Genomic DNA, 23,763 nt, shown 5'->3' with positions numbered 1-23,763 from the left:
CGCCCGGGCGCCGCACCACCCCGGGGCTGCGGTACGGGTCAGGCGATCGAGAAGGTCACGACCGACTGGTAGGTGTCGGCGAACATGAACGGCGGCAGCTGGAGCATCGCCGCGCCGCCCACGGCGAACTCGCCGCCGGTCAGCTCGTCACCGCCGGCCGCCTGTGAGGCGACCTTCATCGGGGTCTCCGTGATGGCGCCCGGCGCGCCCGCGGTGCAGGTGCTGGGGCTGTCCGGGTTGGTCACGGTGCAGGACGGCTGGATGCCGATCTGCGCCTTGGCCATGGAGTGGCCCGTCGTCTGGTTCAGGAACGGCGTACGGGTGGCCGTCACGTCCCAGCCGAGGGTGCCGCCGCGGAAGTCCTGGACGGTCGCCGCGTTGAACGCGCCGAACACCGACTGCGCCTTGCCGTTGATGGTCACCGAGCCGAAGCTGACGGCGGGCTGGCCGTCCTTCGGGCCGAGGGCCAGCGGCCCGGGCAGCACCTCGACGTCCACCGGGTTCTTCACGCCCGCCTGCTCCTCGACGAACACGAAGGGCTTGGCCGGCGGGACCGAACCGTCGATCTTGATGGCGTCGGCCTTCTTCGTGACGGTGATGTTGCAGGTGGCGGCGCCGGAGGCGTCCGCCGAGCCGGTGCCGGTGTCACCGGTGGCCGCGCCCGCGAGGAGGGCGGAACAGGTGACCGGTCCGGCCGCGAAGTTGGCGCCGGTGGCGACGACGGCGGTGCCCGCCTTGCCGCTGTTGGGCGTCAGCTTCGTGGTGACCGGGTCCTTCGGGAGGGCCTCGACGGCGATCTGCGCGACGGAGGCGCTGGGGCGCGGGTCCGGGGTGCAGGTCGTGGTGTAGACCGTGCCGCCCAGGTCGGCGTCCGTGACCACCTGGTCGATGGTGATCTGGACGGTGGTGCCCTCGCTGCCGTCCGGGATCTTGACCGTGCCGGAGAAGGCGGGCGGGTCGGACTTCTTGTTGGCTTCCTGGTGGCTGGGGACGGCGGGGCTGGTGACGGTCTGGGCGACCCCTCCGACGAGCAGCTTCGCCTTGATGGTGTTGACCGTGTCGATCGTGAACATCGGGATGACCGGGGTCTCGCCCGGGTCGATGGTGATCGGTACGGTGTCACCCGCCTTGGCGGTGTCCGGGACCGTGATCGTGTAGTCCTGGTTGCCGTTGGCGCCCGGCTGAGGGGCGGGGGCGACGCACTTCACCGGGACGGAAGTGGTCTTGGTCGCGGCCTGCGCCGGCCCCGTCAGGGCCACGAGGCCGCCCGTCAGGGCCAGGGACAGGGCGCCCGCCCCGGCCAGCACTCTTCGTCGATACGTTCTCGTACTCACAGGGTCGCGACTCCTTCGTCATGACGAACACCTCCCCCCACCCGCTGTGCGGGGAGGCCGAGCCGGTGCGGATGGCCGTCATTGACGCGTCGCGGTGCCGAGAAGTCAATGGATTGCCCGGGTGCGAAGCACACAGACATTGATGTCCCATCAGACCCGGTCTGATGGGACATCGGATACCGACCGGTCGGTGACCGGTGGCGGAGCACCCGCCGGTGCTCAGGCTCCCTTCGGCACCTGGAGGAGCAGGTTCGGGGTGCCGGCGGGCAGGTCCGTGATCAGGTCCGGGGCGGCGTCGCGGAGCAGGGCGGCGCGGACCTGGTCGGGGCTGTGCGCCGTGCCGCCCGCCAGGAGCAGCGCGGCGGCGCCCGCGACGTGCGGGGCGGCCATGGAGGTGCCGGTGGCCCGGGCGAGCGCGGTCGTCGAGCCCTTCCAGGCGGAGACGACGGCCACGCCCGGCGCGGAGAGGTCCACGCAGCGGCCGTGGTTGGAGAAGGAGGGGTGGCGGTCGGCGGCGTCGGTGGCGGCGACGGTGAGGGCCTGCGGGACCCCGGAGGGGGAGCCCGTGCAGGCGTCCCGGCCCTCGTTGCCGGCGGCCACGGTGACGGTGATGCCGTAGGCGACGGCGCGGATGACCGCCGCGTCCATGGAGGGGCTGCGGGAGCCGCCCAGGCTCATGTTGGCGACGGCGGGGCGCAGCGGGAGGCCGCCCCGGGTGGCGTCCTTCACCATCCAGTCGAGGCCGCGCAGGATGTGCGAGAGCCGGGCGTCGCCGCGGCAGTCGGCCACCTTCACCCCGACGAGGGAGACCCCCTTCGCGACCCCGTACGAGGCGCCGCCGACGGTCGCCGCGACGTGCGTGCCGTGGCCGTTGCAGTCGGCGGAGCCCTCCATCCAGAGGGCGTTGTAGCCGGCGCGGGCGCGGCCGCCGAACTCCTGGTGAAGGGTGTTGACCCCGGTGTCGACGACGTACACGGTCACCCCCTCGCCGGTGGCGGGGTAGGCGTACGCCCCGTCGAGCGGCAGCGCCCGCTGATCGAGCCGATCCAGATGCCAGGGCGCCTGCGCCTGACTCCCGGGGGCGTCGCCGGGCCGCCAGACGGCCCGGTCGGCGGCGGCCGGCTGGGCGGCCGGGCCGGTGGCCGGTTGGGCCGGGCCGGTCGCGAGGTGGCCGCCGGGGTGGCCCGTGGCCGGGTCCGCGGGGCGGTCTGGGAGGCGGACGTCCTGGCGGTTCGTGGTCGATTCGGCGGGACCGCCCAGGGCCGGGCTGGAGGCGGGTCCGGCGGGCCGGGTCGCGGGGCGCTCGGCCGGGCGGTCGCCGGCCGGGTCGGCTGCCGGGTCGGCGGGGCGGTTCGTGAGGTGGCCGTCCGGGTGGCCGGGGGCCGGGGTGACGGGGTCGGAGATCCGGTAGACGGTGTCCGGTTCGACCGAGGCCACCCGGGGGTCGGCGGCGAGCGCTGCGGCGCGGGCCGCGGTGGTGCGGACCGCGAAGCCGTTGAGGGCGGTGTCGTAGACCGCGTCGACCCGGTCACCGGCCTCCGCCGCCTCCGCGGCCAGCGCACGGGCCGGGGCGCGGGTGGTCGCGTCCTTGAGGACGACGACGTACGGGGCGGTGGCCACGTCGACGCCGTCGGCGTGCGCGGCGGTCGGGGTCGGAAGGACGGTGGCCGCCGCCAGCAGGGCGGCGGCCGGGAGCAAGGCGGTCATCGCGGTCATGGCCCCGATGCTCGGCCCGCCCGGCCGGACCCGCGCGGAGGGTGCGCCGACTGGCCGCACGACACGCCGCCCACCCGGGCGCGCCGCCGCGGCGAGGCCCGGCGGGGGCTGTTCCGCCCAGGCGCGGTGCGGCGAGGCGAGGTCGGGGTCCGCCCGTGCGGCCCTGCCGCCCGGCCGCCGGGCTGTCGGGCCGTCAGGGGGTGTCGGGTGGCGGGTGGGTGGGGGGCGTCAGGGTGTGCGGAGGGCCAGGGCGGCGGCGTGGTCCGGTGGGGCCGGGAGGTCGGTCAGGGACCAGCCCGGGACCCGGGCGGGGACGGCCGCCGAGCCCACGTACGGCTCGGCCAGCCCCTCGGCCAGGCCCGTGCCGATGCCCTTGAGGCAGGCCTCCTTGCGGGACCACACCCGGGCCAGCGCCGCCCGCCGGCCGTCCTCCGGCAGGGCTGCGATCTCGGCCGCCTCCGCAGGGTGCAGACTGCTCAGCACGTCGGCCACGGCCTCCGCGCTCGGCAGCCCCTCCACGTCCACGCCCACCGGCACCCCCGCGAAGGCGAAGTACGCCAGGTCCCCGCTGTGGGACAGGGAGAAGTGCACCCCGCCCCCGGCCACCGCCGGCCGCCCGTGCGGACCGCCGCAGCTCGGGCAGTCCTCCCGGACCAGCCGGACCTCCCCGGGCGCCACCCCCAGGTACCCGCCGAGCAGCACCCGCAGCCCCAGGTGCGAGGCCAGGTAGGTGCGCCGGTCGCCGGGGCGCAGCAGGCGGGACGCCCGCCTGCGCTCGTCGTCGTCCAGCAGCGCCTCGGCCCCGCCGGCCTCGTGCCCGCCGATCACCCCGCGCGTGGTGTCCAGCGCCCACACCGCCGAGCCGGAGCCCGTAGGCAGTACCCCCGTCCGGGGCTCCGCGCCGTCGAGTTGGTTCAGTTCCGCGATCACCTCTCGAGAGTAGTCGGGCCGGTCGCCGCCGCGGTTAACCTCGTGCTCGGCCGACCGTGGACGACTCAGGGGGGAACACACCGTGCGCAGTGCCGCAGTGACACCGGAGGGCGACCGGATCCGCTGGGCCGAACTCCCGGGGGAGGAGCCGGCCCGGCTCTACCTGCACGGGCTCGGATCCACCGCGCCCGCCTACTTCGCGGCGAGCGCGGTACACCCCCGGCTGGCCGGGCGGCGCTCGCTGCTGCTCGACCTCCTCGGGCACGGGCACAGCGACCGCCCCGAGGCCTTCCCGTACACGCTGGAGGCACACGCGGACACCGTCGCCCGGGCGCTCACCGCCGCCGGCTCGGGCGCGGCCGAGGTGATCGCCCACAGCATGGGCGGGGCGGTGGCCATCGTGCTGGCCGCCCGGCACCCGCACCTGGTCTCCCGCCTGGTCCTGGTCGACGCCAACCTCGACCCCCTGCCGCCCGCCCCGGGCACCGCCGGCAGCAGCGGGATCGCCTCCTACACGGAGGAGGAGTTCCTGGCCGGCGGCTGGGCCGAGGTCCGCGACCGGGCCGGCGCCCACTGGTGGTCGACCATGCGGCTGGCCGGCCGCACCGGCCTGTACCGCAGCGCCGTGCACCTCGCCGCGGGCACGACGCCCACCATGCGGGAGCTGCTGCTGGAGCTGAAGGTCCCGCGCGGCTTCCTCCACCCGGAGGCGGACGGGGCCCCCGCCGGGGCCGAGGCCCTGGAGGCCGCCGGGGTCGCCGTCGTCCCCGTGCCGGAGTGCGGGCACAACATCATGCTGGACAACCCCGAGGGCTTCGCCCGGGCCACCGCCGAGCTGCTCGCCCGGGACTGACCCGTCAGCGGCGGACGGCCGGGACGGCCCCCGGCTGGGGGACGGCCGGTACGCCCTCCGGTATTCGCGCCCCCGGGGAGGGCGTCCCGTCGGTCCAGGCGTAGACCTTCTTCCCGCGCACCGACACCTGGTACTGGTAGCGGTCCCGGCACTCGGGACGCTCCTCGGCCCGGATGTCGCGCGGCCACCAGCGGGCGCCCAGCCGGGGGCCGCCCGCCTTCCTCGGGGCCTCCGCCGCGCACTGCGGGCCGTCGAGGGGCGTCTTGCCGAGGGTGAACCTGATGAGCCGGGCCTTGCCGTCGGTGCGGGCCTGGATGCGTATGTCCGTGGCGTCCCTCGGCATCCAGCTGGGCAGCGCGAGGTTGCGGTCCCCGCGCGTGTGCGCCTCGGCGGCGCGGGCGGTGGCGAAGTGCCGGCCCTTCTCCTTGAAGAACCGGTCGTTGAGGGCGTTCGTGACCGGGTTGGGCGGGAGGTTGGGCAGCGCGAAGGCGGCCGTGGTGAGGGCTCCCACGATGGCGGCGGCGATGACGAGCGGACGGCGGTTCATACCGACAAGTGTTCGCGCCGGGGGCCGTTCACGCGTCCCTCCCGGGTACGAACTTCGAATCTGCCGCAAGTCGCATACGGAGTCATACCTGAGAGTGGTCCGCCCCGCCGTCAACCCGTCGTGTGGCGAAACGCCCGGGCCGGGGCCGCGTTATAGGGAAGTCCCCGTCAACTCCCGGCGCGGCGGCGGTCTCCGGCTCCCGGGGCGGCCCTCCGTCCGCCGCCCCGCGCCCCGCAGGAACGCCATGCGCCGCAGCCTCCTCCCCCTCCTCGCGCAGGTCGCCGCCCTGCTCGCCCTCGCCGCGCCGGCGTCGGCGGCCCCGGCGGTACCGGCGGACAAACCGCAGGTGCTGAGCCGTTGGACGCGCACCGACGGGGCCAGCCAGCAAGCCTGGCTCGCCGCGCGGGCGCACCGGGCCGACTGGGCCGCGTACGGCTTCGACTGGTCGACGGACTACTGCACGTCCTCCCCGGACAACCCCTTCGGCTTCCCCTTCAAGGAGGCGTGCGCCCGGCACGACTTCGGATACCGCAACTACCGGGCGGCGGGCGCCTTCCAGGCCAACAAATCGCGGCTCGACGAGGCCTTCCACGCGGACCTGGAGCGGGTCTGCGCGCGGTACGCGGGAGGCAGGAAGGCCTCCTGCGAGGGCACGGCCTGGACGTACTACCAGGCGGTCAGGGCCTTCGGCGCCTCCGCGGAACCCGTCCCGGCGCAGCCGCCCGCGCCGTGAACCGCCCGTCCGGGCGACGGCGCTTTTGCGGCTGCAAGGATCCGGTCGGGTGATTTTCCGCCACCGGTGGACGGCGTCCCGAGGGACGCCCGTGCAGGGCTCCTCGGTCAGGAGGAGGAGAAGTGCCCCCGGCAGGACTCGAACCTGCGGCCAAGCGCTTAGAAGGCGCCTGCTCTATCCACTGAGCTACGGGGGCCGGTGGTGACCGTGGTGGCCTGGAGCCCCTTGGTGGGGGTGGGACTGCGGTCCGTGCCGGGTCAAGGATAGGGCTCCGGTTGCCTTGTCCCGGTTGCTTCGCTCGCGTGCCACCTTGTGGAGGTTCGGTGAAGCGGTCCCGATAATCGCAGGCAGGTGCGATTCTCGCACCGCTTTTGCGCCGCGGCGGCCTGGGTGTTGTGCACTCGTTATGCCTGCGTCCCACTCGTCCTCGGTGTCCATGATGTCCCACCGGAGTCGCGGTCGGCGCGCAGAGGGCGTATAAGCTTCAAAAATGGTCTCAAATTGGGCATTCTTCGCATGTGGTGACCTTGGATGTTCGGCCTCAGCTGCTCGATGCCCTGTCCGCCCTGCGCGACCGGGTCGCGTCCGTGCGTCTGCCGCTGCCCCTGCCCGGCGCGCCGCGCGCCCGCCAGACCAGAGCCGAGCTGCTCGCGCAGCTCGACGACTACCTCGTACCCCGGCTCAAGGCGCCCGAGGCGCCGATGCTCGCCGTCGTCGGCGGGTCCACCGGAGCCGGTAAGTCCACCCTCGTCAACTCCCTCGTCGGCCGCCAGGTCAGCGAAGCCGGAGTGCTCCGCCCCACCACCCGCACCCCGGTGCTCGTCTGCCACCCGGACGACCACCACTGGTTCGCCGGAATGCGGGTCCTCCCCGACCTCATGCGCCTCTGGACGCCCCAGGACGACGACGAGCTGCTCCCCGCCTCCCGCAAGGGCCGCCGGCCCGGAGCGCACCACGGCCCCACGACCCGCGAACTGCGGATCGAGACCGTCTCCACCCTCCCGCGCGGCCTCGCCCTCCTCGACGCCCCGGACATCGACTCCCTCGTCGTCGAGAACCGGACCCTCGCCGCCCAGCTGATCTGCGCCGCCGACGTCTGGGTCATGGTCACCACCGCCTCGCGGTACGCCGACGCCATCCCCTGGCACCTGCTGCGCACCGCCAAGCAGTACAACGCCACCCTGATCACCGTCCTCGACCGGGTCCCGCACCAGGTGCTCGCCGAGGTCTCGCGCCAGTACGGGGCCCTGCTCACCCGGGCCGGGCTGGGCGACGTACCGCGGTTCACGGTGCCGGAACTGCCGGAGTCGGCCGGCGGCGGCGGACTGCTGCCGGCCAGCGCCGTCGCACCGCTGCTCGCCTGGCTCAGCCACCACGTCCAGGACCCGGCCGCCCGCCAGTACGCCGTCGGCCGCACCGCCCTCGGCGCGCTCGACTCCCTCGGACGCCGCATGCCGGAACTCGCCTCCGCCGTCGCCGCCCAGCACGCCGCCGCCGTCCGGCTGACCTCGGCCGTCGAGGACGCGTACAAGAGGGAGGGCAAACGGGTGCAGGGCCGCCTCGACAGCGGCGCCGTCCTCGCCGGCGACGCCCTCACCCGCTGGCGCGGCTACCCCCTCGACACCAGCGCCGACGAACTGCTCGACTCCCTCGCCGAATCCCTCGCCGCGCTGCTCCAGTGCGCCGTCGCCGCCGCCGACGAGCGCATCGCCGCCGCGTGGCGCGGTGAGCCCGCCGCCGGTGCGGTGCCGCTGCCCGGGCCCGACCGGGAGGCGGCGGAACGTATCGGCATGGCCGTACGGCGCTGGCGGCGCGTGCTGGAGGAGCTCGCGGAGGAGGAGGTCGCCAAGCTCGACCGGCAGCCCGCTCCCGACCCCGACGGCATCGCGGCCCTCCTCGTCGCCGCCCTCCTCGGCGGCAAACGGGCCCGCCCGGCGGGGGAGAAGCTCGCCGAACGGATCGGCGTACAGGCCGCCGTACGCCTGCGCGACCGGGGCGGGGAGGTCGTCAGCGACCACCTCGACCAGGTCCTGCGCGCCGAACGGGACCGCCGGCTCGCCCCGCTCCAGGCGCTCGAAGTGACCCCGGAACCACAGGCCGAGCTGATCGCGGCGCTGTCCGTACTGCAGAAGGAGAGGTGAGGGGGTGACCGCCTTGACCGACCGCGACCGTGATCACGCCGGGGACCGCGACCACGTCGGCGACCCGGCCGGGGACGGGACGCGCCCGCGCGCCCGGGCCGGCGAACGCGCCCGGGACCGGTCCGCCGGCCGGAGCGCCGACCCGGGCCCGGAGCGCCCGGACGGCCGTGCGGACGTCCGCGCCGCCGACCGGGCGGCCGACCGCTGGGACGACGGCTTCATCGCACGCTCACGCCACCGGACCGCCCGGAAAGGGGGGTTCGGCAGGTCCCGGCCGCGCGGCGCCGACGAGGGGCCCACGGTCGAGGAGCTCGACGAGCAACCGGGCGCGGACACGGACATCGACGTGGACGTGGACGCGGACGAAGGCGACGAGGCCCTCGTCCGGGCCGTCTCCGGCGCCGGGAGCGACGGCGGCAAGGCCCCCGCGCCACCCCTCAGCCCCGAGGCCCAGGCCCTGCGCACCCGCCTCGACGCCCTCCGCCAGCTGGTCGGACTCTCCCGCACCCGCCTCGACGGCAAGACCCTCGCCGAAGCCGGCCGGGTCCTCGACGAGGCCGCCGCCCGCCGGGGCCTGTCCGCCCAGCACACGGTCGTCGCCGTCGCCGGAGCCACCGGAAGCGGCAAGTCCACGCTCTTCAACTCACTCGCCGGAGTGCAGATCTCCGAAACCGGACTGCGCCGGCCGACCACCGCCGCGCCGATCGCCTGCAGCTGGTCGGACGGGGCCGCCGGACTGCTGGACCGGCTGGAGATCCCGGGCCGGCTGCGCCGCCGCCCCCGCGAGACCACCGAGGCCGAGGCACTGCGCGGGATGGTCCTCGTCGACCTGCCCGACCTGGACTCGGCACTCGGCGTCCACCGCGAACACGTCGACCGGGTCCTGGCGCTGGTCGACGCCGTCATCTGGGTCGTCGACCCGGAGAAGTACGCGGACGCCGTCCTGCACGAGCGGTACCTGCGGCCCCTGGCCGGGCACGCCGAGGTGACCTTCGTCGTGCTGAACCAGGTGGACCGGCTGCCCGGCGAGGCCGCCGACCTGGTCCTGGACGACCTGCGCCGGCTCCTCGACGAGGACGGCATCGCGCTCGGCGAGCACGGCGAACCCGGCGCCACCGTCCTCGGACTGTCCGCCCTGACGGGTGAAGGGGTCGGGGAACTGCGCGAGCTCCTCGGGCAGTTCACCCAGGAGAAGGGCGCCGCGACCCGGCGGATCGCCGCCGACGTCGACCGGGCCGCCGCCCGCCTGCGCCCGCTGTACGTCGCCGACGGGCGGGGCGCGTCCTTCGGTCCCGAGATCGGCGAGACGGCGCGCGCCGAGTTCGAGGACCGCCTCGCCGAGGCCGTCGGGGCGTACGCCGCCGGGCTCGCCGCCGAACGGGCCTGGCGGCGCAACGCCGGCAAGGCCTGCGGGACGCCCTGGCTGCGGCTGTGGCGCTGGTACGAGAGCCGGCGCGCCCCGCGTACGCTCGCCGGGCTGTCCGCCCTCGCCGTGATCGGCCGCTCCACGGCGGCCGCCCCCGCGCCGGTCGAGCAGGAGGTGACCGCCCGGCAGCGGGTGGAGCAGGCCGTGCGGACCGTCGCCGACGAGGCGGTCGTCGGGCTGCCCGAACCCTGGGCGCAGGCCGTACGGGAGACGGCGGTGCGCGGCGCCGCCCGGCTGCCGGAGGCGCTGGACGAGCTGGCGGTGACCCTCGGCCCGGCCGTCCCGGCCCCCGGCACGAAGCCGCCCCGGCCCGCCTGGTGGCCGGCGGCGGTGCTGGCGCAGGCCGCGATGACGCTGGTGCAGGTCTTCGGCGGGCTGTGGCTGGTCGGGCAGATCGCGGGGGTCCTGGAACCGAGGCTGCTGCCGCCCGTGCTGTTCATGGTGGCGGGCATCGTCGGCGGTCCGCTGGTCGAGTGGGCCTGCTCGATCGCGGCCCGGGGGCCCGCCCGCAGGTACGGGCAGGACGCCGAGCGGCGGCTGCGGCAGGCGGCGGCGGGCTGCGGCCGGGCCCGGGTGCTGGAGCCGGTGGCGGCCGAGCTGCTGCGCTACCGGGAGGTCCGGGAGCAGTACGCGACGGTCTCCGCCGGGGGGACGAGGTTGTCCACAACCCGCCAGTAGTCCACAGGCGGGAGCGGCCGGTCGGGGGGCCGGGCCAGCATGGTCCGTACCTCGTGCGGAGGGTCCGCACGAGCCGTACGGAACGCGGGGAGGCGACCGGGATGAACGACACCCTGGTGACGCTGGTGGGGCACGTGGCGACGCGGATCGACTTCAAGGAGACGGCCACCGGACCGTCGGCGAGGTTCCGCTTCGCGGTGACCCCGCGGTACTTCGACCGGCGGGCCGAGGCCTGGACGGACGGCACCACCAGCTTCTACACCGTGTGGGCGCGGCGGGTGCTGGCGGTGAACCTGGCCAGCTCCGTCTCGGTGGGGGAACCGCTGGTGGTGCACGGCCGGTTGAGGGTCAGGGAGGGGCCGCCCGACGGCGAAGGGGGCCGCTGGTTCTCGGCGGACATCGACGCGATCGCCGTCGGACACGACCTGAACCGCGGAACTGCGGCCTTCCGCAGGGTGGTCAAGACGGAGACCCCGCTGATGGGCCCTCAGAAGGCGGCGGTGGTCTGAGTGTTCGATGGGGCTAGGATTCCCCGGTATTCACGGGCACCTGGGTCTTTGGCCCGAAGGGGAAGACTGTGTCGATTGCTGTTCCCGCGTCCTGCGCGTCCTTCGAGTCCCACGCCGCGTCCACGGGCGGACCGGCCCCCGCTCCGGCGGCCGCGGAGGGGGCCCCACCGGTGGTTCCGCTTCCGGGCGCGCCCGCCGTGCCCGCCGGCCCGGCGGTCCCCGATCCCCGTACCGGACCCGATCCCCGTCCAGGTCCCGAACCCCGTTCCGGTGAGGGTGCCGACCTGGGACCTTCCGCCGCCGGGTCCGTTCCCGCCGGGTCCGCTCCCGCCGGCGCGGGGGGCGCGGTGCGGGGCTCCGCGCGGCGGCCGCTGGCGGCGGCCCTGCTGGCCGCGGCCCTCACCGCCGCCCCCGGCGCCCGGGCCTGGGCCGACGCCGACCCGGCGGCCTCGGCCGGTGCGTCGGCCGGCGGCGCGCGCGCCGTGCTCGACGGTCTGAAGACCTACGGCCAGGCGGTCCTGCACGCCCGGGACGGCTCGGTCCGGCAGATCCCGGCCGGACTGTTCGAGATGCGGGTCGACGGCGGCGGCATGCTCCAGACGTACGGGGTCGGCGTCGAGGGCAACGCACAGCCCCAGGCCCGCTACACCGAGAGCGGCTGGGGCGGCAGCCCCCTCGCCGGGAGCAGCGAGGCGGGCGGCCGCATCCGCTGGGTCCTCGAACACTCCTATCCGCAGCACAACGACCTGGCCGGGCTGGCGAAGGCGGCCGGGGCCGGGGCGCTGACCGCGGAGAGCGCCGCCGCCGGAACCCAGGTGGCGATCTGGAGGCTGGCGGACGGGGCGCAGGTGGAGGCGGCGGACCAGGCGGCCGAGAAGCTGGCCGGCTACCTCCAGCGGGAGGCGGGCCGACTGCCGGAACCGCCCGCCTCGCTGGGGCTCGACCCCGGCCGGGTCACCGGCCCGGTGACGGGACCGACCGGAACCCGGCTCGGCCCGGTCACCGTCCGCACGGGGGCGCAGAGCGTCACCGTCACCCCCGACGCGGCGGCCCTGGCCATGGGGGTGCGGGTGGTCGACGAGGACGGGCGGCAGGTGAGCACCGCGGCCAACGGCAGCCGGCTGTTCTTCGAGGTGCCCGCCGGCACCCCCGACGGGACCGCCTCGGTGACGGTGCAGGGCTCGACGAAGGTGCCGGTCGGGCGGGTCTTCAGCAGCGGGATCCCGGCCGAGGCGCAGGTCGTGGCCGGCTCCAGCGAGTCGGCCGCGGCCGCCACCGCCACGGCGGTCTGGCCGCAGCCGCCGGCGGGCCCGGCGGGGAAGGTGGGCACGCTCGCCGGCAGCGCCGAGGTGGCCCCGGCCCCCGACGCCGGGCCGACGGCGCAGTCACCCGAGGAGGAGCGGCTGGCCGTCAGCGGCAGCTCCGCGGCCACCCCGGTGATCGCCTCGCTCGCCGTGGGCCTGGTGGTGCTGGGCGGCATGGTGGTCCTGCTGCTGCGCAAGCGGCCGCTGGAAGGAGAGGAAGGGGAGGGAGAGGGCTGAACGGGGGTGGAAGACGGGCGGGGTGCTTCACGGGCCGACGGCCCGGGTAAGCGCGGGAAATGGCAGACCGGGAGCAGCGACTGACCTGGCGGGGCACCGCCGCGCAATGGGACCGGCGGTTGTTCGACGCCGTGGCCCGACGGCACTGGCCGGCGGCCGAGCGGGCGCTGCCCGCGCTCGGCCGGGCGGCCGACCACGGGGTGCTGTGGGGCGGGATCGCGGCGGGGCTCACCGTCCTCGGCTCGGCGCGCACCCGCAAGGCCGCGCTGCGGGCGGCGGCCTCGCTCGCGCTGGCCTCGGCGACCGTCAACACCGTCGGCAAGTGGTCCGTCCGCCGGCCGCGGCCCCTGCTGGAGGGGGTGCCGCTGGTGCGGCGGCCGGCCGTGCAGCCGTGGACCACCTCCTTCCCGTCCGGGCACTCCGCCTCGGCGTTCGCCTTCGCGGCCGGGCTGGCGCTGGAGTCCCCGGCGTGGGGGGCCGTGGTGGCACCCGTGGCCGCGTCGGTGGCGTTCTCCCGCGTCTACACCGGTGTGCACTACCCGTCCGATGTGGCGGCGGGCGCCCTGCTCGGGGTGGCGGCGGGGCTCACCGTGCGCGAGCTCGCGCGGGGGGCGCGGCGGGCGCGGGCCGTCCCGGGCGACGAGCGGCCGGCCGCCGGGGTGCCCGCCCTGCCGGACGGCGCCGGGCTGACGGTGGTGGTGAACAGCGGCGCGGGCACGGCCGGGGACGCGGTGCTCGGCGTCCTGCGGGACCGGCTGCCGCGGGCGGAGGTGGTCGAGTGCGGGGGCGAGGAGCTGGAGGCGGAGCTGACGGCCGCCGCGGCCCGGGCGGAGGTCCTCGGGGTGTGCGGGGGCGACGGCACGGTCAACGCCGCCGCGACCGCCGCCCTGCGCGCCGGGGTTCCGCTGGCGGTGTTCCCCGGCGGCACCCTGAACCACTTCGCCCTCGACCTCGGCCTCACCGGCGCGGAGGACACCTGCCGGGCGGTCACCGAGGGCCAGGCGGTCCGCGTCGCGGTGGGCCGCTTCACCCCGGCGGGCGCCTCGGGGGCCACCGAGGGGGACGGCGGCGACGGCGGGGAAGGGAGCGGGGGCGGGGGCGGGTACTTCCTCAACACCTTCAGTTTCGGGGTCTACCCCCAGCTGCTGCGCCACCGGCTGCGCTGGGCGCCGCGGATCGGCGGCGGGCCGGCCGCGCTCGCCGCCGCCTGGCGGGTGCTGCGCGCCGAGCGCCCCGTACGGCTGACGCTGGCCGGGCGGCCCCGCAGCGCCTGGCTGCTCTTCGCCGGCAACGGCACCTACCACGGCACCGGCCCCACCCCCCGCCGCCGCGACGGCCTCGGCGAGGGCCTCCTCGACCTGCGGCTGGTCCACGGAGGCGGCCGCCCCGGCCCCCGCCTCCTCGCCGCGGCCCTGGCCGGACCGCTGACCCGGTCCCCGGCGCACACGGCCGTCCGCCTGCGCCGCCTAAGGATCGAGGACATCCCGCCCGGCACCCCCTTCGCCTACGACGGCGAATACGCCAAGGCCCCGCCCGCCCTCGTCCTCGACGCCCTCCCCGACGCCCTGTCCGTCTACCGCCCCAGCTGAGCTCACGGGCCGGCCCGCCCCGGCACGCCCAGGTCGGCCCGCATCACCCCCCGCATCCCTACCCACTGGTCGTTGGCGCGCAGCAGCGACACCCGTATCTCCTCGAAAGCACCCTCCGGCGCGTCATCGCCCTCCTCCAGCCGCATCACCCGGTCGTACGCCCGGGCGAGGGTCTGCGCCATGGCGTCCAGCTCCGCCAGGACCGGGTCGGAGGCGGCCATCTGGGCCTCGGCGAAGGCGGCGTGCATCGTGTGCCGGGCGTCGTCCAGACCCTCCCGGGCCTCGGGGGTGACCTCCCCCTTGTGGACCCGCCACAGGTAGTTCATCAGCTCGACCCGGTACCGCCGGTAGCCGGAGTTCGCCGCCACGTAGCACTCGCGCCGCTTGTCCAGCTCGGCCACCCGCTGCTCACGCGCCCACTGGGCGTCGGCCGCCCGCTCCTGCCGCTCGAACTGGTCCGACTGCGCCCGTGACAGCAGGCGCTGCGACAGGACGGGGGCCAGGAGCGTTCCCACCACGGCGATCGTCGTACCGGCGAGCGCGATCAGGGTGCTTTCCATTGTTGCTGCGTCCTCCGGGGGATGCGGCCCGGACCAGGACCGGGACTGGCGCCGGAACCGGGATCGGCCGCCATCCTGCCGCCCGCCCGCGGTCCCCGCCGGGCTTTTCCCGCACCGCCCGCGCGGGCGCGACGGCCGTGCGCGCCACTCCGGCGGATCGCCGCCGTCCCACGGTGTGGATCCCGCAGATCAGGGCCCTGACCATACGCGTTTCCCCCCGGGGATGGACGTACGGCAGTATGGGGTGTATCTGCCCACCATCGATCTGCCGGACGGTTTCTCTTGGCTGAGTTCATCTACACCATGCGCAAGACGCGCAAGGCGCACGGCGACAAGGTGATCCTCGACGACGTGTTCCTGAACTTCCTGCCGGGGGCGAAGATCGGCGTGGTCGGCCCGAACGGCGCCGGCAAGTCGACCGTCCTGAAGATCATGGCGGGCATCGAGCAGCCGTCCAACGGCGACGCCTACCTGTCGCCCGGCTACTCCGTCGGCATCCTCATGCAGGAGCCCAAGCTCGACGAGTCCAAGACGGTCCTCGAGAACGTCGAGGACGGCGTCGGCGAGATCAAGACCAAGCTCAACCGGTTCAACGCGATCGCCGAGGAAATGGCGACGAACTACACCGACGAGCTCATGGAGGAGATGGGCAAGCTCCAGGACGACCTGGACCACGCCAACGCGTGGGACCTCGACGCCCAGCTGGAGCAGGCCATGGACGCCCTGGGCTGCCCGCCCGGCGACTGGCCCGTCACCAACCTCTCCGGCGGTGAGAAGCGCCGCGTGGCCCTCTGCAAGCTGCTGCTGGAGGCCCCCGACCTGCTGCTCCTCGACGAGCCCACCAACCACCTCGACGCCGAGTCCGTGAACTGGCTGGAGCAGCACCTGGCCCAGTACAAGGGCGCCGTCGTGGCCGTCACCCACGACCGCTACTTCCTCGACAACGTCGCCGAGTGGATCCTCGAACTCGACCGCGGCCGCGCGCACCCCTACGAGGGCAACTACTCCACCTACCTGGAGAAGAAGGCCGAGCGCCTCAAGGTCGAGGGCAAGAAGGACGAGAAGCGCGCCAAGCGCCTCAAGGAAGAGCTGGAGTGGGTCCGCTCCAACGCCAAGGGCCGCCAGGCCAAGTCCAAGGCCCGTCTCGCCCGCTACGAGGAGATGGCGGCCGAGGCCGACAAGATGCGGAAGCTGGACTTCGAGGAGATCCAGATCCCGCCGGGCCCGCGTCTGGGCTCGATCGTGGTCGAGGTCAACAACCTCTCCAAGGCGTTCGGTGACAAGGTCCTCATCGACGACCTGTCCTTCACGCTGCCGCGCAACGGCATCGTCGGCATCATCGGCCCCAACGGCGCCGGCAAGACCACGCTCTTCAAGATGATCCAGGGCCTGGAGACGCCGGACTCCGGCGAGATCAAGGTCGGCGAGACCGTCAAGATCTCGTACGTGGACCAGGGCCGCGCCAACATCGACCCCAAGAAGACCCTCTGGGCGGTCGTGTCGGACGAGCTGGACTACATCAACGTCGGCAACGTCGAGATGCCGTCCCGCGCCTACGTCAGCGCCTTCGGCTTCAAGGGCCCGGACCAGCAGAAGCCGGCCGGCGTGCTCTCCGGCGGTGAGCGCAACCGCCTGAACCTCGCGCTCACCCTCAAGCAGGGCGGCAACCTGCTGCTCCTCGACGAGCCCACCAACGACCTCGACGTCGAGACCCTGGGCTCCCTGGAGAACGCGCTGCTGGAGTTCCCCGGTGCGGCCGTGGTCGTCTCCCACGACCGCTGGTTCCTGGACCGGGTCGCCACGCACATCCTCGCGTACGAGGGTGACTCGAAGTGGTTCTGGTTCGAGGGCAACTTCGAGTCCTACGAGAAGAACAAGATCGAGCGGCTCGGCCCGGACGCGACCCGTCCGCACCGCGCCACCTACAAGAAGCTCACCCGGGGCTAGGTCGAGCACATGGCCAGACACCACTACCGGTGCCCGCTGCGCTGGGCGGACATGGATGCCTTCGGGCACGTCAACAACGTGGTCTTCCTCCGCTACCTGGAGGAGGCGCGCATCGACTTCATGTTCCGCCTGGCACCCGGTGAGGGCAGCGAGTCCTTCACGGGCGGCTCCGTCGTGGCCCGTCACGAGATCGACTACAAGCTGCCCCTCGTGCACCGGCACGAGCCGGTGCTCATCGAGTCCTGGGTCACCCGGATAGGCGCCGCGTCCCTGACCATCCGCTACGAGGTCAAGGACGAGGCGACCGAGGACGCGCCCGAGACGGTCTACGTCCGGGCCGAGACGGTCGTCGTGCCCTACAACCTCGCCGAGGGGCGGCCCCGCCGCATCACCGACGAGGAGCGGGTCTTCCTCCAGGAGTACCTGGAGGAGCCCGCGGGCCGTGTCGCCGACCGCCGCAAGGGCGCGGAAGGGCGCATCGCGGCATGACCGACCAGCTGTACTTCGCCGACTCCGGGGAGGCGGCGGACCTCGCCGCCTTCCTGGGCCGGCTGGTGCACTACGACCGCGCCGCCGCGGTCCGCCTGCAGGCGCGGGCGGGCGGCGGCGCGCTCGCCGTCTTCGGACGGCCGCCCTCCTTCGAGGTGCTCGCCGTCCGCGCGGTGCGGCTCGCCGCACCCCTCGCGACACCGCTGGACGTGACCGTCTCCGCCGGCGAGCTGCTGGAGTCGGTCGACGAGACCGGCGCCGGGGCCCGGGTGCCGGGCGCCGTCACCGGCCCGCCCTGGACCGGTGTCCTGCCGCCCCGGGGAGGCTGGACGCCCGTTCCCGGACTGCCCGCCCCCGAAGCGGTACGGGCGGCCCTGGCCGCGGCCGTCGCCGAGTTCCGGGCCCGGGACGAGGCCCTGCCCCCGCAGCACCGGACCCGCTCCGAACGCGACCGCATCGGCCGCGAGATCTGGTCGCGGACCGTCGGCGACACCGCACTCCCGCTGCGCGCCGCGCACGCCGCGCAGTCCCTGGGCTTCCTGCGGCCCGTACGCGTACCGGCGCCCGCCTCCGGCGGAGCCGCTGCGCCCGGCGCGGCCGCCCCCCTGGCCCTGTTCGCCTCCGGCGGCTGGCTGCGGCTGAGCACCCCGTACGGGTCCGTCGCGACCCGCCCGCCCGGACCGGGCGGCGGGCTCGGCGCCCTCCAGGTACGGCCGGTCTGACCCTGTCCGCAGCCCCGCCCGGGGCCGCGCACAGTCTCGTTTTCTAGCCCGCCGTGTTGATCATCGAGGCGGCCGCATAGGTCAGGTACCGCCACAGCTGCGCCTCGTGCTCCGGTGCCAGGCCCAGCTCGTCCAGCGCCTCCCGCATGTGCTTCAGCCACGCGTCGTGGGCGGCGGAGTCCACCTGGAACGGGGCGTGCCGCATGCGCAGGCGCGGGTGCCCGCGGTTCTCGCTGTACGTGCCCGGACCGCCCCAGTACTGCATCAGGAACAGCGCGAACCGCTCCTCGGCGGGCCCGAGGTCCCCCTCCGGGTACATCGGACGCAGCAGCGGGTCCTCCGCGACACCCTGGTAGAAGCGGTGGACCAGACGGCGGAAGGTCGCCTCGCCGCCCACCTGCTCGAAGAAGGTCGTCTCCTGGACGTTGCTCTGCGGATCGTCATTCACCCGACCATCGTCTCAGACACCCGGACGGAGGACCCGGGTCCTAGGACCACTCTCCGGCCGGGATCCGGGATGGCTCGCACGTGGAGCCCTCCCGCCGCACAGTGGAGACATGGGCACGGGCGGCAGGAACGCACACGCGGCACACACCCCGCGGGGACCGGAGGAACCGGCCCGCGACCTGCGGGAGATCGCGCACGCCGCCCAGGTGCGGGAGCTCAGCGCCGCCGGGGCGCTGGAGGACCCGGCCTGGCGGGCCGCCTTCGCGGCCGTGCCCCGGCACGTCTTCGTGCCGTACTTCTGGACCGGCCGCGGCGCCGGCCACGAGCGGCTGTGGGCCGAGGACCCCGACCCCGAGCGGCGGGCCCGCTGGCTGCGCGGGGTCTACACCGACGCCCCGCTCGCCACGCGGCTCCGTGACGGCGAGCTGCTCTCCTCCAGCAGCCAGCCCTCCCTGATGGCGCGGATGCTGGACGCCCTCGACGTCCGCGACGGGGACTGCGTGCTGGAGATCGGCGCGGGCACCGGCTACAACGCTGCCCTGCTCTGCCACCGGCTCGGCGAGGACCGCGTCACCACGGTCGACCTGGACGAGGAGATCACCGAGTCGGCGCGGGCGCACCTGGCGCTCCTCGGCTACCGACCCGCCGTCGTCACCGGGGACGGGGCGCGCGGCTGCCCCTCCCGCGCCCCCTTCGACCGGATCATGGTGACCTGCACCCTGCCGCTGATCCCGCACGCCTGGCTCGGCCAGTGCCGGCCAGGGGCGCGGATCCTGGCCCCGCTGTCGACCGGGCTGATCGCGCTCACCGTCCGCGACCCCGACTTCGCGGAGGGCCGCTTCCTCCACACCTCCGCCTACTTCGTCCCGCTGCGCGGGGCCACGGCCGGCCCGCCGCCGCCCGGCACCGGCGGACCGCTGCACGGGGTCCCGTACGAACTGGTGGAGAACGAGCGCTTCCAGTTCCTGCTGATCCTCACCGCGGGCGTGCTGCGCCCCCGGGAGGCGCTCGACCTGTGGCGCGGCGAGGGCCGCCCGGCGCGCGAGCGGTTCGGGGTCACGGTCACCGCCGAGGGACAGTGGGCCTGGCTCGACGACCCCCAGGGGCCCTACGTGTGGCCCTTGGGGGAGACCGCCGGCGCGGCCGGGGGCTGAGCGGCTCAGCCGCGCCGGATGGTGATGGTGGTCCAGGCGCCGAGGTGGACCCGGTCGCCGTCGGCGAGGGGCACCGGGACGTAGGGCTGGATCGGCTCCTCGCCCATGTTGACGGTGGTGCCGTTGGTGGAGTTCTGGTCCACCACCGCCCAGGTGAGGTCCGGCTGCTGCACGAGCACCGCGTGGCTGTGCGAGACGCCCGGGTCCTCCGGCGGCACCGACAGGTCGACGTCCGGGGACTCGCCCGTGGAGGCGCGGCGCCGGCCGATGGTGATCTGGCCGCCGGACAGCGGCAGGTGCAGCTCGGGCGAGTACGCGGGCAGGTTCAGCCCGGCCGCCTCGGGGCCGCTGCGCTGCATCATCGCCATGAAGTACGAGCGGTCGGGGCCGATCGTCGCCGTCCAGGTGGCGGCGGGCTGCTGCTCCGGGACGGGCACCGGCGGGTACTCGGGGCGCTGGTACTCCGGCTGCCGGTACTCCGGCTGCTGGTACTCGGACGGTACGGGCGGCAGCGCCGACGGCGGCACCGGCGGAGCCGCGGGCGGCTCAACCGGCGGGGCGACGGGCGCCTGCGCCACCGGCGGAGCGGGCGGCTCCGGGGCGGCCGGCGGGGGCAGCAGCCAGTCGTCGTCGGCCTGGAGCGGCTCGGCCGGGCGGTTGACCCGCGAGGGCCGCGAGCCCTGGTACTCGAAGTGGTCCTGCGAGTACACCGGCTGCGGCGGGAGCGGCGGCGGGGGCGGCGGGGCCGGAGCACCGGCCGGGGCCGCCGGGGGCTGCGCGCCGCCGACGGGAACGGGCGGGGCCGCGTCCGGGAGCGGCGGGGCCGGCGGCTGGGTGTACGGGGCCGGCGGCGGGGTGTGCGGGGTCGCCGTCCGCGTCAGGAAGTTGTACCGGCACTCCTCGCAGAACGGGGCCATGGCCTCGCGCGGGGTCCGGCACTGCGGGCACAGCTCCGCCTGGGCGGTCGGCTCACCGGTGGTGGGCGGGTAGCCGTAGCCGTAGGAGGGGGCCGCAGGGGGGCTCGGCGGGGCGGCCATACGGTGGCCGCAGACCTCGCACCAGTCGTCGGAGGCGGACTGGTGCCCGTTCGGGCAGGTCGGCATCGCGGAGCTTCCCCCTTCATCTCCCTGCGCCATCGCGGCAGGCTTCTTCTCAGGTCTTCTTCACTCGGACGGTCTGTGTCGAACGGGTCTCAAGGGTCATCTCGTCGGCATCGGCGACCTTCGCTTTCAGCCGCACAGTACCCGCCGCCGCGTCGACGACATCCACCACCTTGGCGAGCAGTTTGGCGGTGTCGGCGTTCCCGGAGGCGCTCGCCAACTGCACGGCACGGCCCAGCTTCGCCGTGGCGCCGTCGACATCGCCCATTTTGCGGGCTTCCAGGCCCTGTTGGATAGCCTGCGCGAGCTCCGCCTGCCCCGTGTAGTGGGCCACCTGGGGGCTGATCGCGGTCGAGGCGGCGAGATCGTTCGTCCACACCGCCCTGACCAGCCCCTGAGCGATCGGCGGCCGCGGCTCGCCCGCCGGGCCCGGCAGCACGAGCGAGGCGCGCGCGGCCAGCATCTCCTGGCCCACGGAGGCCTGCGGCACCCGCACGCACACGTGGTAGTCGCGGGACTCGTCCCCCCAGGACCCCGTCGGGTAGTCCCCGGCGCGCGGGCCCGCCTCGGCGCGGCGGCCCGTGAGGTCCCGGACGGACGGCGAGACCTGCTTGACGTACCGGATCTCCGCCCCGACCGGCGTCCACACGCGCAGCGCGACGTCCGCGACCTCCTTGCCCATCACCTTCTCCATCATGAGCGTGAAGTCCTCGGCCAGGCGGGCCGGATCGGCCACGATGTCGGCGGAGCCGAGCAGGGCGTTCGCGATCCCCGTCACCTCCTTGACCTCCCAGTCGGTCCCCACCCCGCGCGCGTCGCAGGTGAAGCGGCCGGCGCAGGCGTCGAGGGTGGCGCGCAGCACGGCCGGGTCCTCGTGCTCGTTGCGGCCGTCGGTGAGCAGGATGCCGTGCCGGATGGCGGCCGGGGAGCGGCGCAGCAGACCGTCGGCCAGCCGCAGCCAGGTGCCGATGGCGGTGCCGCCGCCCGCGCTCAGGCCCCGCAGGGCCTCCTTGGCGCGGGCGCGGGTGTCCGGGCCGGCGGTGGCGAGGAGGCCCTGGCCGGGGTAGACCTCGCGGGCCTCGTGCGTACCGGCGATCACGGCGAAGGCCGTGCCGTCGCGCAGGGTGTCGATCGCGGCGGCGGTGGCCTCGCGGGCGCCGCGCATCTTCTCCGGGGGGTACTCCATCGAGCCCGAGCAGTCGACCATGATCACGACGGCCGCGTCCTGGCCGAGCGCCCGCGTGGTGGTGGCGGTGGCGCCGCCGGTGGAGGTGACCGTCACGATGGCGTGCACGTCCCGCCCGCCCTCGGGGAGGAACTCGTTCTGGTACACCTCCACGCTGAAGCGCGGGGCGCGCGGCTTGGCGAAGTTCGCCATCGGGATGACTCCTCGGGGGCTGTCGGGGCGGGCGGTTCGGGATCAGGCCGCGGGGTGCGGCCGCTCGGCTGCCGGGCCCGCTGCGGCTTCCGCTTCCGCTTCCGGTTCCGCTTCCGTCTCCTCCTGCGGCGGCCCGGCCGCGAACGGCACGACGGCGACGGTGATGTTGTCGTGCCCGCCCCCGTCGAGGGCGTGCCCGACCAGCACCTGGGCGCAGTGCAGGGGCCGTTCGGCGGCGTCCGGCGGCAGGATCCGGGCCATGTCGGCCGCGGACTCGGCGTAGTTCCACAGTCCGTCGGTGCAGACGACGACCACACCGGGGTGGTCCGGTCTGAAGCTCGCGGTGTGCGGGTCGAGGTCGTACGCGTCGGCCCCGAGCCAGCCGGTGATGGCGTGCGCCCGGACGTCGGCGTAGGCCTCGGCCTCGCCCATCAGCCCCGCCGCGACCATCTGCGCGGCCCACGAGTCGTCCTCCGTGAGCCGGCGGGGGAGGACGGCGCGGTCGTCGGGGACCCAGTAGGCGCGGCTGTCGCCGACCCAGCCGATGGTCAGCTGGCCGCCGCTGACCACGGCGCCGACCAGGGTGCAGGCGGGGGCGTTCTGCGCGCCGGGCGGCTGCGGGGCGAGGGCGCTCACGGCCGCGCCGGCCGCGAGGATCGCCTCGTGCATGGCCTCCGCCGGCTGGGCGCCCCGGGGCAGGGCGTCGAGCAGCACCTCGCTGGCGGCACCCGCTGCGGCCGCCGACGCGTCGTCGGGGCGGCTGGCGGAGGAGACGCCGTCGCAGACGATGGCGACCGTGGCGGCGGAGCCGTCGGGCAGGGCGGTGGCCGCCACCGAGAAGGAGTCCTCGTTGCGGTGGTGGCGCAGCCCCCGGTCACTGACGGCGGCGACGCTGCAGAGCTCCTCCTCCTGGTGGTCCCGCTCGCGCGGCTGGGCGTGCCCGCAGTGCTCGCAGTAGCCGTCGGTGTCCACGTACCCGGCCCGGCAGGCGACACAGGTCCGCCCGCCACCGCTCCCCTGCGGGGCGCTGTACGGGTCCTCGTGCGGGGTCCCCTGCGTGGTCCCCTGCGGGGTCGCGGACGGGGCTTCGTGCGGGGTCCCCTGCGGGGTGGCGGTCGGGGAGCCGTGAGGGCTCTCCGGCTGGGCGCCGGACGCGCCGTTGTGCGCGGTCTCGTACGGGCCCGGCCGGGGGTTCCCCTGCGGGGTGCTGCCGTGCGGGTCCGGCTGCGGGGCGCCGCCGGGCGGGTTCTGGTGCGGGGCCATGTGGGGTGCGCCGGACGGGCCTTCGTGTGCGGCCTCGTACGGGCCCGGCTGCGGGGTGCTGCCGTAGGGGGCCTCGTGCGGGGTTCCCTGCGGGGTGGCGTCGTACCGGGCCGCCGGGGTGTCGTAGCCGGCCGTTCGCGTGGGCGGGTAGGGGTCCGTTTGTGGGTCCGGATGCCGGGCGCCGCCGTACGGGGTCTCCTGCGGGGCCGCGGCGTACGGGGCTCCGGGGTGGGTGGTCTCCGGGCTGCCGTACGGGGATTCGCCGTCGGGCGCGGCGGGGTTCCGGGGGGTGGCGGCGGGGGCCGTCGCCGGGCCCGGGGTCGCGGGAGTGCCCTCCCAGCCGGGTGCGGGTACCCCGGCGGAGGGGGTGAAGCCGCGGTCCTCCTGCCGTGCGGGCGCGCCGGAGTACCCGCCCGCCGGGACGCCGTAGCCGGGGCCGCCCGTCGGGGCCGGGACGCGGGCCGGCCGCGCGGGGCTGCCGTAGCCGGGGGTGGGGTCCGGGCCGGCGGTCTCCGCGGGTGCCGGGACCCGGGCCGCGTACGCGGGACCTCCCGCTCCGCCCCCGGACGGGTCGGGCACGGTCGGCGTGCGGTCCGGGGGAGGGGGCGGGGAGGAGAGGGCGTAACCGCACACGCCGCAGAAACGGTCACCCTCCTCCAGGGGCTCCGCGCAGCTGGGGCAGCCCGACGGCCGATGCATCGACATC

At 75.4% G+C, this 23,763-nt stretch carries 20 protein-coding genes and 1 tRNA gene; 11 read left to right on the top strand and 10 right to left on the bottom strand.

The window, feature by feature from the left end; all coding sequences use genetic code 11:
* Positions 1–38: 38 nt before the first annotated feature.
* The 3 genes from AB0O29_RS03285 to AB0O29_RS03275 form a co-directional block, all read right to left on the bottom strand.
* A complete protein-coding gene (locus tag AB0O29_RS03285) occupies positions 39–1,334 on the bottom strand; it encodes a hypothetical protein (protein WP_365145248.1) in 1,296 nt (431 codons plus the stop codon).
* 219 nt (positions 1,335–1,553) lie between these two features.
* Positions 1,554–3,050, bottom strand: a complete 1,497-nt coding sequence (locus tag AB0O29_RS03280) for a S8 family peptidase (RefSeq protein ID WP_365145245.1) — start codon at positions 3,048–3,050, stop codon at positions 1,554–1,556.
* A gap of 228 nt (positions 3,051–3,278) precedes the next feature.
* Positions 3,279–3,980 (bottom strand): 4'-phosphopantetheinyl transferase superfamily protein, encoded by a 702-nt coding sequence (locus tag AB0O29_RS03275; RefSeq protein WP_365145242.1) that lies wholly within the window; start codon positions 3,978–3,980, stop codon positions 3,279–3,281.
* 82 nt (positions 3,981–4,062) lie between these two features.
* Between AB0O29_RS03275 and AB0O29_RS03270 the strand changes: the two genes are divergently transcribed.
* Positions 4,063–4,833 carry an alpha/beta hydrolase gene (locus tag AB0O29_RS03270; protein WP_365145239.1) on the top strand — a complete coding sequence of 257 codons (771 nt, stop codon included), beginning with the start codon at positions 4,063–4,065 and terminating at the stop codon, positions 4,831–4,833.
* A gap of 4 nt (positions 4,834–4,837) precedes the next feature.
* On the opposite strand, the gene AB0O29_RS03265 is transcribed toward AB0O29_RS03270, so the two are convergent.
* Positions 4,838–5,380, bottom strand: a complete 543-nt coding sequence (locus tag AB0O29_RS03265) for a hypothetical protein (RefSeq protein WP_365145236.1) — start codon at positions 5,378–5,380, stop codon at positions 4,838–4,840.
* 244 nt (positions 5,381–5,624) lie between these two features.
* On the opposite strand from AB0O29_RS03265, the gene AB0O29_RS03260 reads away from it, so the two are divergent.
* The gene (locus AB0O29_RS03260) at positions 5,625–6,113 is read left to right on the top strand and encodes a phospholipase (protein WP_365145234.1); all 489 of its coding nucleotides are present in this window, start codon (positions 5,625–5,627) and stop codon (positions 6,111–6,113) included.
* A gap of 123 nt (positions 6,114–6,236) precedes the next feature.
* On the opposite strand, the gene AB0O29_RS03255 is transcribed toward AB0O29_RS03260, so the two are convergent.
* A tRNA-Arg gene (locus tag AB0O29_RS03255) sits at positions 6,237–6,309 on the bottom strand.
* A gap of 322 nt (positions 6,310–6,631) precedes the next feature.
* Here AB0O29_RS03255 and AB0O29_RS03250 point away from each other — a divergent pair.
* The 5 genes from AB0O29_RS03250 to AB0O29_RS03230 all read left to right on the top strand — a co-directional run bounded on the left by AB0O29_RS03250 (position 6,632) and on the right by AB0O29_RS03230 (position 13,997).
* Complete coding sequence (locus AB0O29_RS03250; RefSeq protein WP_365145232.1) at positions 6,632–8,254, top strand: dynamin family protein; 1,623 nt, start codon at positions 6,632–6,634, stop codon at positions 8,252–8,254.
* A 4-nt stretch (positions 8,255–8,258) separates the two neighbouring features.
* The gene (locus tag AB0O29_RS03245; protein ID WP_365145229.1) at positions 8,259–10,358 is read left to right on the top strand and encodes a GTPase; all 2,100 of its coding nucleotides are present in this window, start codon (positions 8,259–8,261) and stop codon (positions 10,356–10,358) included.
* Positions 10,359–10,459: 101 nt separating this feature from the next.
* Positions 10,460–10,867 carry a single-stranded DNA-binding protein gene (locus AB0O29_RS03240; RefSeq protein WP_365145226.1) on the top strand — a complete coding sequence of 136 codons (408 nt, stop codon included), beginning with the start codon at positions 10,460–10,462 and terminating at the stop codon, positions 10,865–10,867.
* Between the two features lie 347 nt (positions 10,868–11,214).
* A complete protein-coding gene (locus AB0O29_RS03235) occupies positions 11,215–12,408 on the top strand; it encodes a TQXA domain-containing protein (RefSeq protein WP_365145223.1) in 1,194 nt (397 codons plus the stop codon).
* A 59-nt stretch (positions 12,409–12,467) separates the two neighbouring features.
* The gene (locus AB0O29_RS03230) at positions 12,468–13,997 is read left to right on the top strand and encodes a phosphatase PAP2 family protein (protein ID WP_365145221.1); all 1,530 of its coding nucleotides are present in this window, start codon (positions 12,468–12,470) and stop codon (positions 13,995–13,997) included.
* Positions 13,998–13,999: 2 nt separating this feature from the next.
* On the opposite strand, the gene AB0O29_RS03225 is transcribed toward AB0O29_RS03230, so the two are convergent.
* Complete coding sequence (locus AB0O29_RS03225) at positions 14,000–14,557, bottom strand: hypothetical protein (RefSeq protein WP_365145218.1); 558 nt, start codon at positions 14,555–14,557, stop codon at positions 14,000–14,002.
* Positions 14,558–14,839: 282 nt separating this feature from the next.
* Here AB0O29_RS03225 and ettA point away from each other — a divergent pair, with 282 nt between their 5' ends.
* From ettA to AB0O29_RS03210, 3 genes are read left to right on the top strand one after another with little or no spacing between them, the layout of a single operon-like run.
* Positions 14,840–16,504, top strand: a complete 1,665-nt coding sequence (ettA, locus tag AB0O29_RS03220) for an energy-dependent translational throttle protein EttA (RefSeq protein ID WP_365145216.1) — start codon at positions 14,840–14,842, stop codon at positions 16,502–16,504.
* Between the two features lie 9 nt (positions 16,505–16,513).
* Complete coding sequence (locus AB0O29_RS03215) at positions 16,514–16,993, top strand: thioesterase family protein (RefSeq protein ID WP_365145213.1); 480 nt, start codon at positions 16,514–16,516, stop codon at positions 16,991–16,993.
* Complete coding sequence (locus AB0O29_RS03210; protein ID WP_365145210.1) at positions 16,990–17,715, top strand: hypothetical protein; 726 nt, start codon at positions 16,990–16,992, stop codon at positions 17,713–17,715. The genes AB0O29_RS03215 and AB0O29_RS03210 overlap by 4 nt, the downstream gene beginning before the upstream one ends.
* Before the next feature lie 43 nt (positions 17,716–17,758).
* Here the strand turns inward: AB0O29_RS03210 and AB0O29_RS03205 are convergent, their stop codons facing one another.
* A complete protein-coding gene (locus AB0O29_RS03205) occupies positions 17,759–18,163 on the bottom strand; it encodes a globin (protein ID WP_042818584.1) in 405 nt (134 codons plus the stop codon).
* 109 nt (positions 18,164–18,272) lie between these two features.
* Here AB0O29_RS03205 and AB0O29_RS03200 point away from each other — a divergent pair, with 109 nt between their 5' ends.
* Positions 18,273–19,316, top strand: coding sequence for a methyltransferase domain-containing protein (locus AB0O29_RS03200; protein WP_365145207.1), 1,044 nt, complete (start codon positions 18,273–18,275; stop codon positions 19,314–19,316).
* 5 nt (positions 19,317–19,321) lie between these two features.
* On the opposite strand, the gene AB0O29_RS03195 is transcribed toward AB0O29_RS03200, so the two are convergent.
* From AB0O29_RS03195 to AB0O29_RS03185, 3 genes are read right to left on the bottom strand one after another with little or no spacing between them, the layout of a single operon-like run.
* Positions 19,322–20,419 (bottom strand): FHA domain-containing protein, encoded by a 1,098-nt coding sequence (locus AB0O29_RS03195; RefSeq protein ID WP_365145204.1) that lies wholly within the window; start codon positions 20,417–20,419, stop codon positions 19,322–19,324.
* A gap of 49 nt (positions 20,420–20,468) precedes the next feature.
* The gene (locus tag AB0O29_RS03190) at positions 20,469–21,794 is read right to left on the bottom strand and encodes a VWA domain-containing protein (RefSeq protein WP_365145201.1); all 1,326 of its coding nucleotides are present in this window, start codon (positions 21,792–21,794) and stop codon (positions 20,469–20,471) included.
* Between the two features lie 42 nt (positions 21,795–21,836).
* Positions 21,837–23,762 (bottom strand): protein phosphatase 2C domain-containing protein, encoded by a 1,926-nt coding sequence (locus AB0O29_RS03185; RefSeq protein WP_365145198.1) that lies wholly within the window; start codon positions 23,760–23,762, stop codon positions 21,837–21,839.
* Position 23,763 lies beyond the last annotated feature (1 nt).

It is taken from the genome of Streptomyces sp. NPDC089915, from assembly GCF_040684675.1.
Taxonomy (GTDB): domain Bacteria; phylum Actinomycetota; class Actinomycetes; order Streptomycetales; family Streptomycetaceae; genus Streptomyces.
The sequence above is the reverse complement of the archived record's forward strand: the minus strand, read 5'-3'. Positions and strand labels throughout refer to the sequence as shown.

Coding starts and splice junctions, on each gene's coding strand:
- AB0O29_RS03280 (WP_365145245.1), bottom strand. CDS start 3,050: ATGACCGCGATGACCGCCTTGCTCCCGGCCGCCGCCCTGCTGGCGGCG.
- AB0O29_RS03265 (WP_365145236.1), bottom strand. CDS start 5,380: ATGAACCGCCGTCCGCTCGTCATCGCCGCCGCCATCGTGGGAGCCCTC.
- AB0O29_RS03260 (WP_365145234.1), top strand. CDS start 5,625: ATGCGCCGCAGCCTCCTCCCCCTCCTCGCGCAGGTCGCCGCCCTGCTC.
- AB0O29_RS03240 (WP_365145226.1), top strand. CDS start 10,460: ATGAACGACACCCTGGTGACGCTGGTGGGGCACGTGGCGACGCGGATC.
- AB0O29_RS03230 (WP_365145221.1), top strand. CDS start 12,468: ATGGCAGACCGGGAGCAGCGACTGACCTGGCGGGGCACCGCCGCGCAA.
- AB0O29_RS03225 (WP_365145218.1), bottom strand. CDS start 14,557: ATGGAAAGCACCCTGATCGCGCTCGCCGGTACGACGATCGCCGTGGTG.
- AB0O29_RS03215 (WP_365145213.1), top strand. CDS start 16,514: ATGGCCAGACACCACTACCGGTGCCCGCTGCGCTGGGCGGACATGGAT.
- AB0O29_RS03210 (WP_365145210.1), top strand. CDS start 16,990: ATGACCGACCAGCTGTACTTCGCCGACTCCGGGGAGGCGGCGGACCTC.
- AB0O29_RS03200 (WP_365145207.1), top strand. CDS start 18,273: ATGGGCACGGGCGGCAGGAACGCACACGCGGCACACACCCCGCGGGGA.
- AB0O29_RS03195 (WP_365145204.1), bottom strand. CDS start 20,419: ATGCCGACCTGCCCGAACGGGCACCAGTCCGCCTCCGACGACTGGTGC.
- AB0O29_RS03190 (WP_365145201.1), bottom strand. CDS start 21,794: ATGGCGAACTTCGCCAAGCCGCGCGCCCCGCGCTTCAGCGTGGAGGTG.
- AB0O29_RS03185 (WP_365145198.1), bottom strand. CDS start 23,762: ATGTCGATGCATCGGCCGTCGGGCTGCCCCAGCTGCGCGGAGCCCCTG.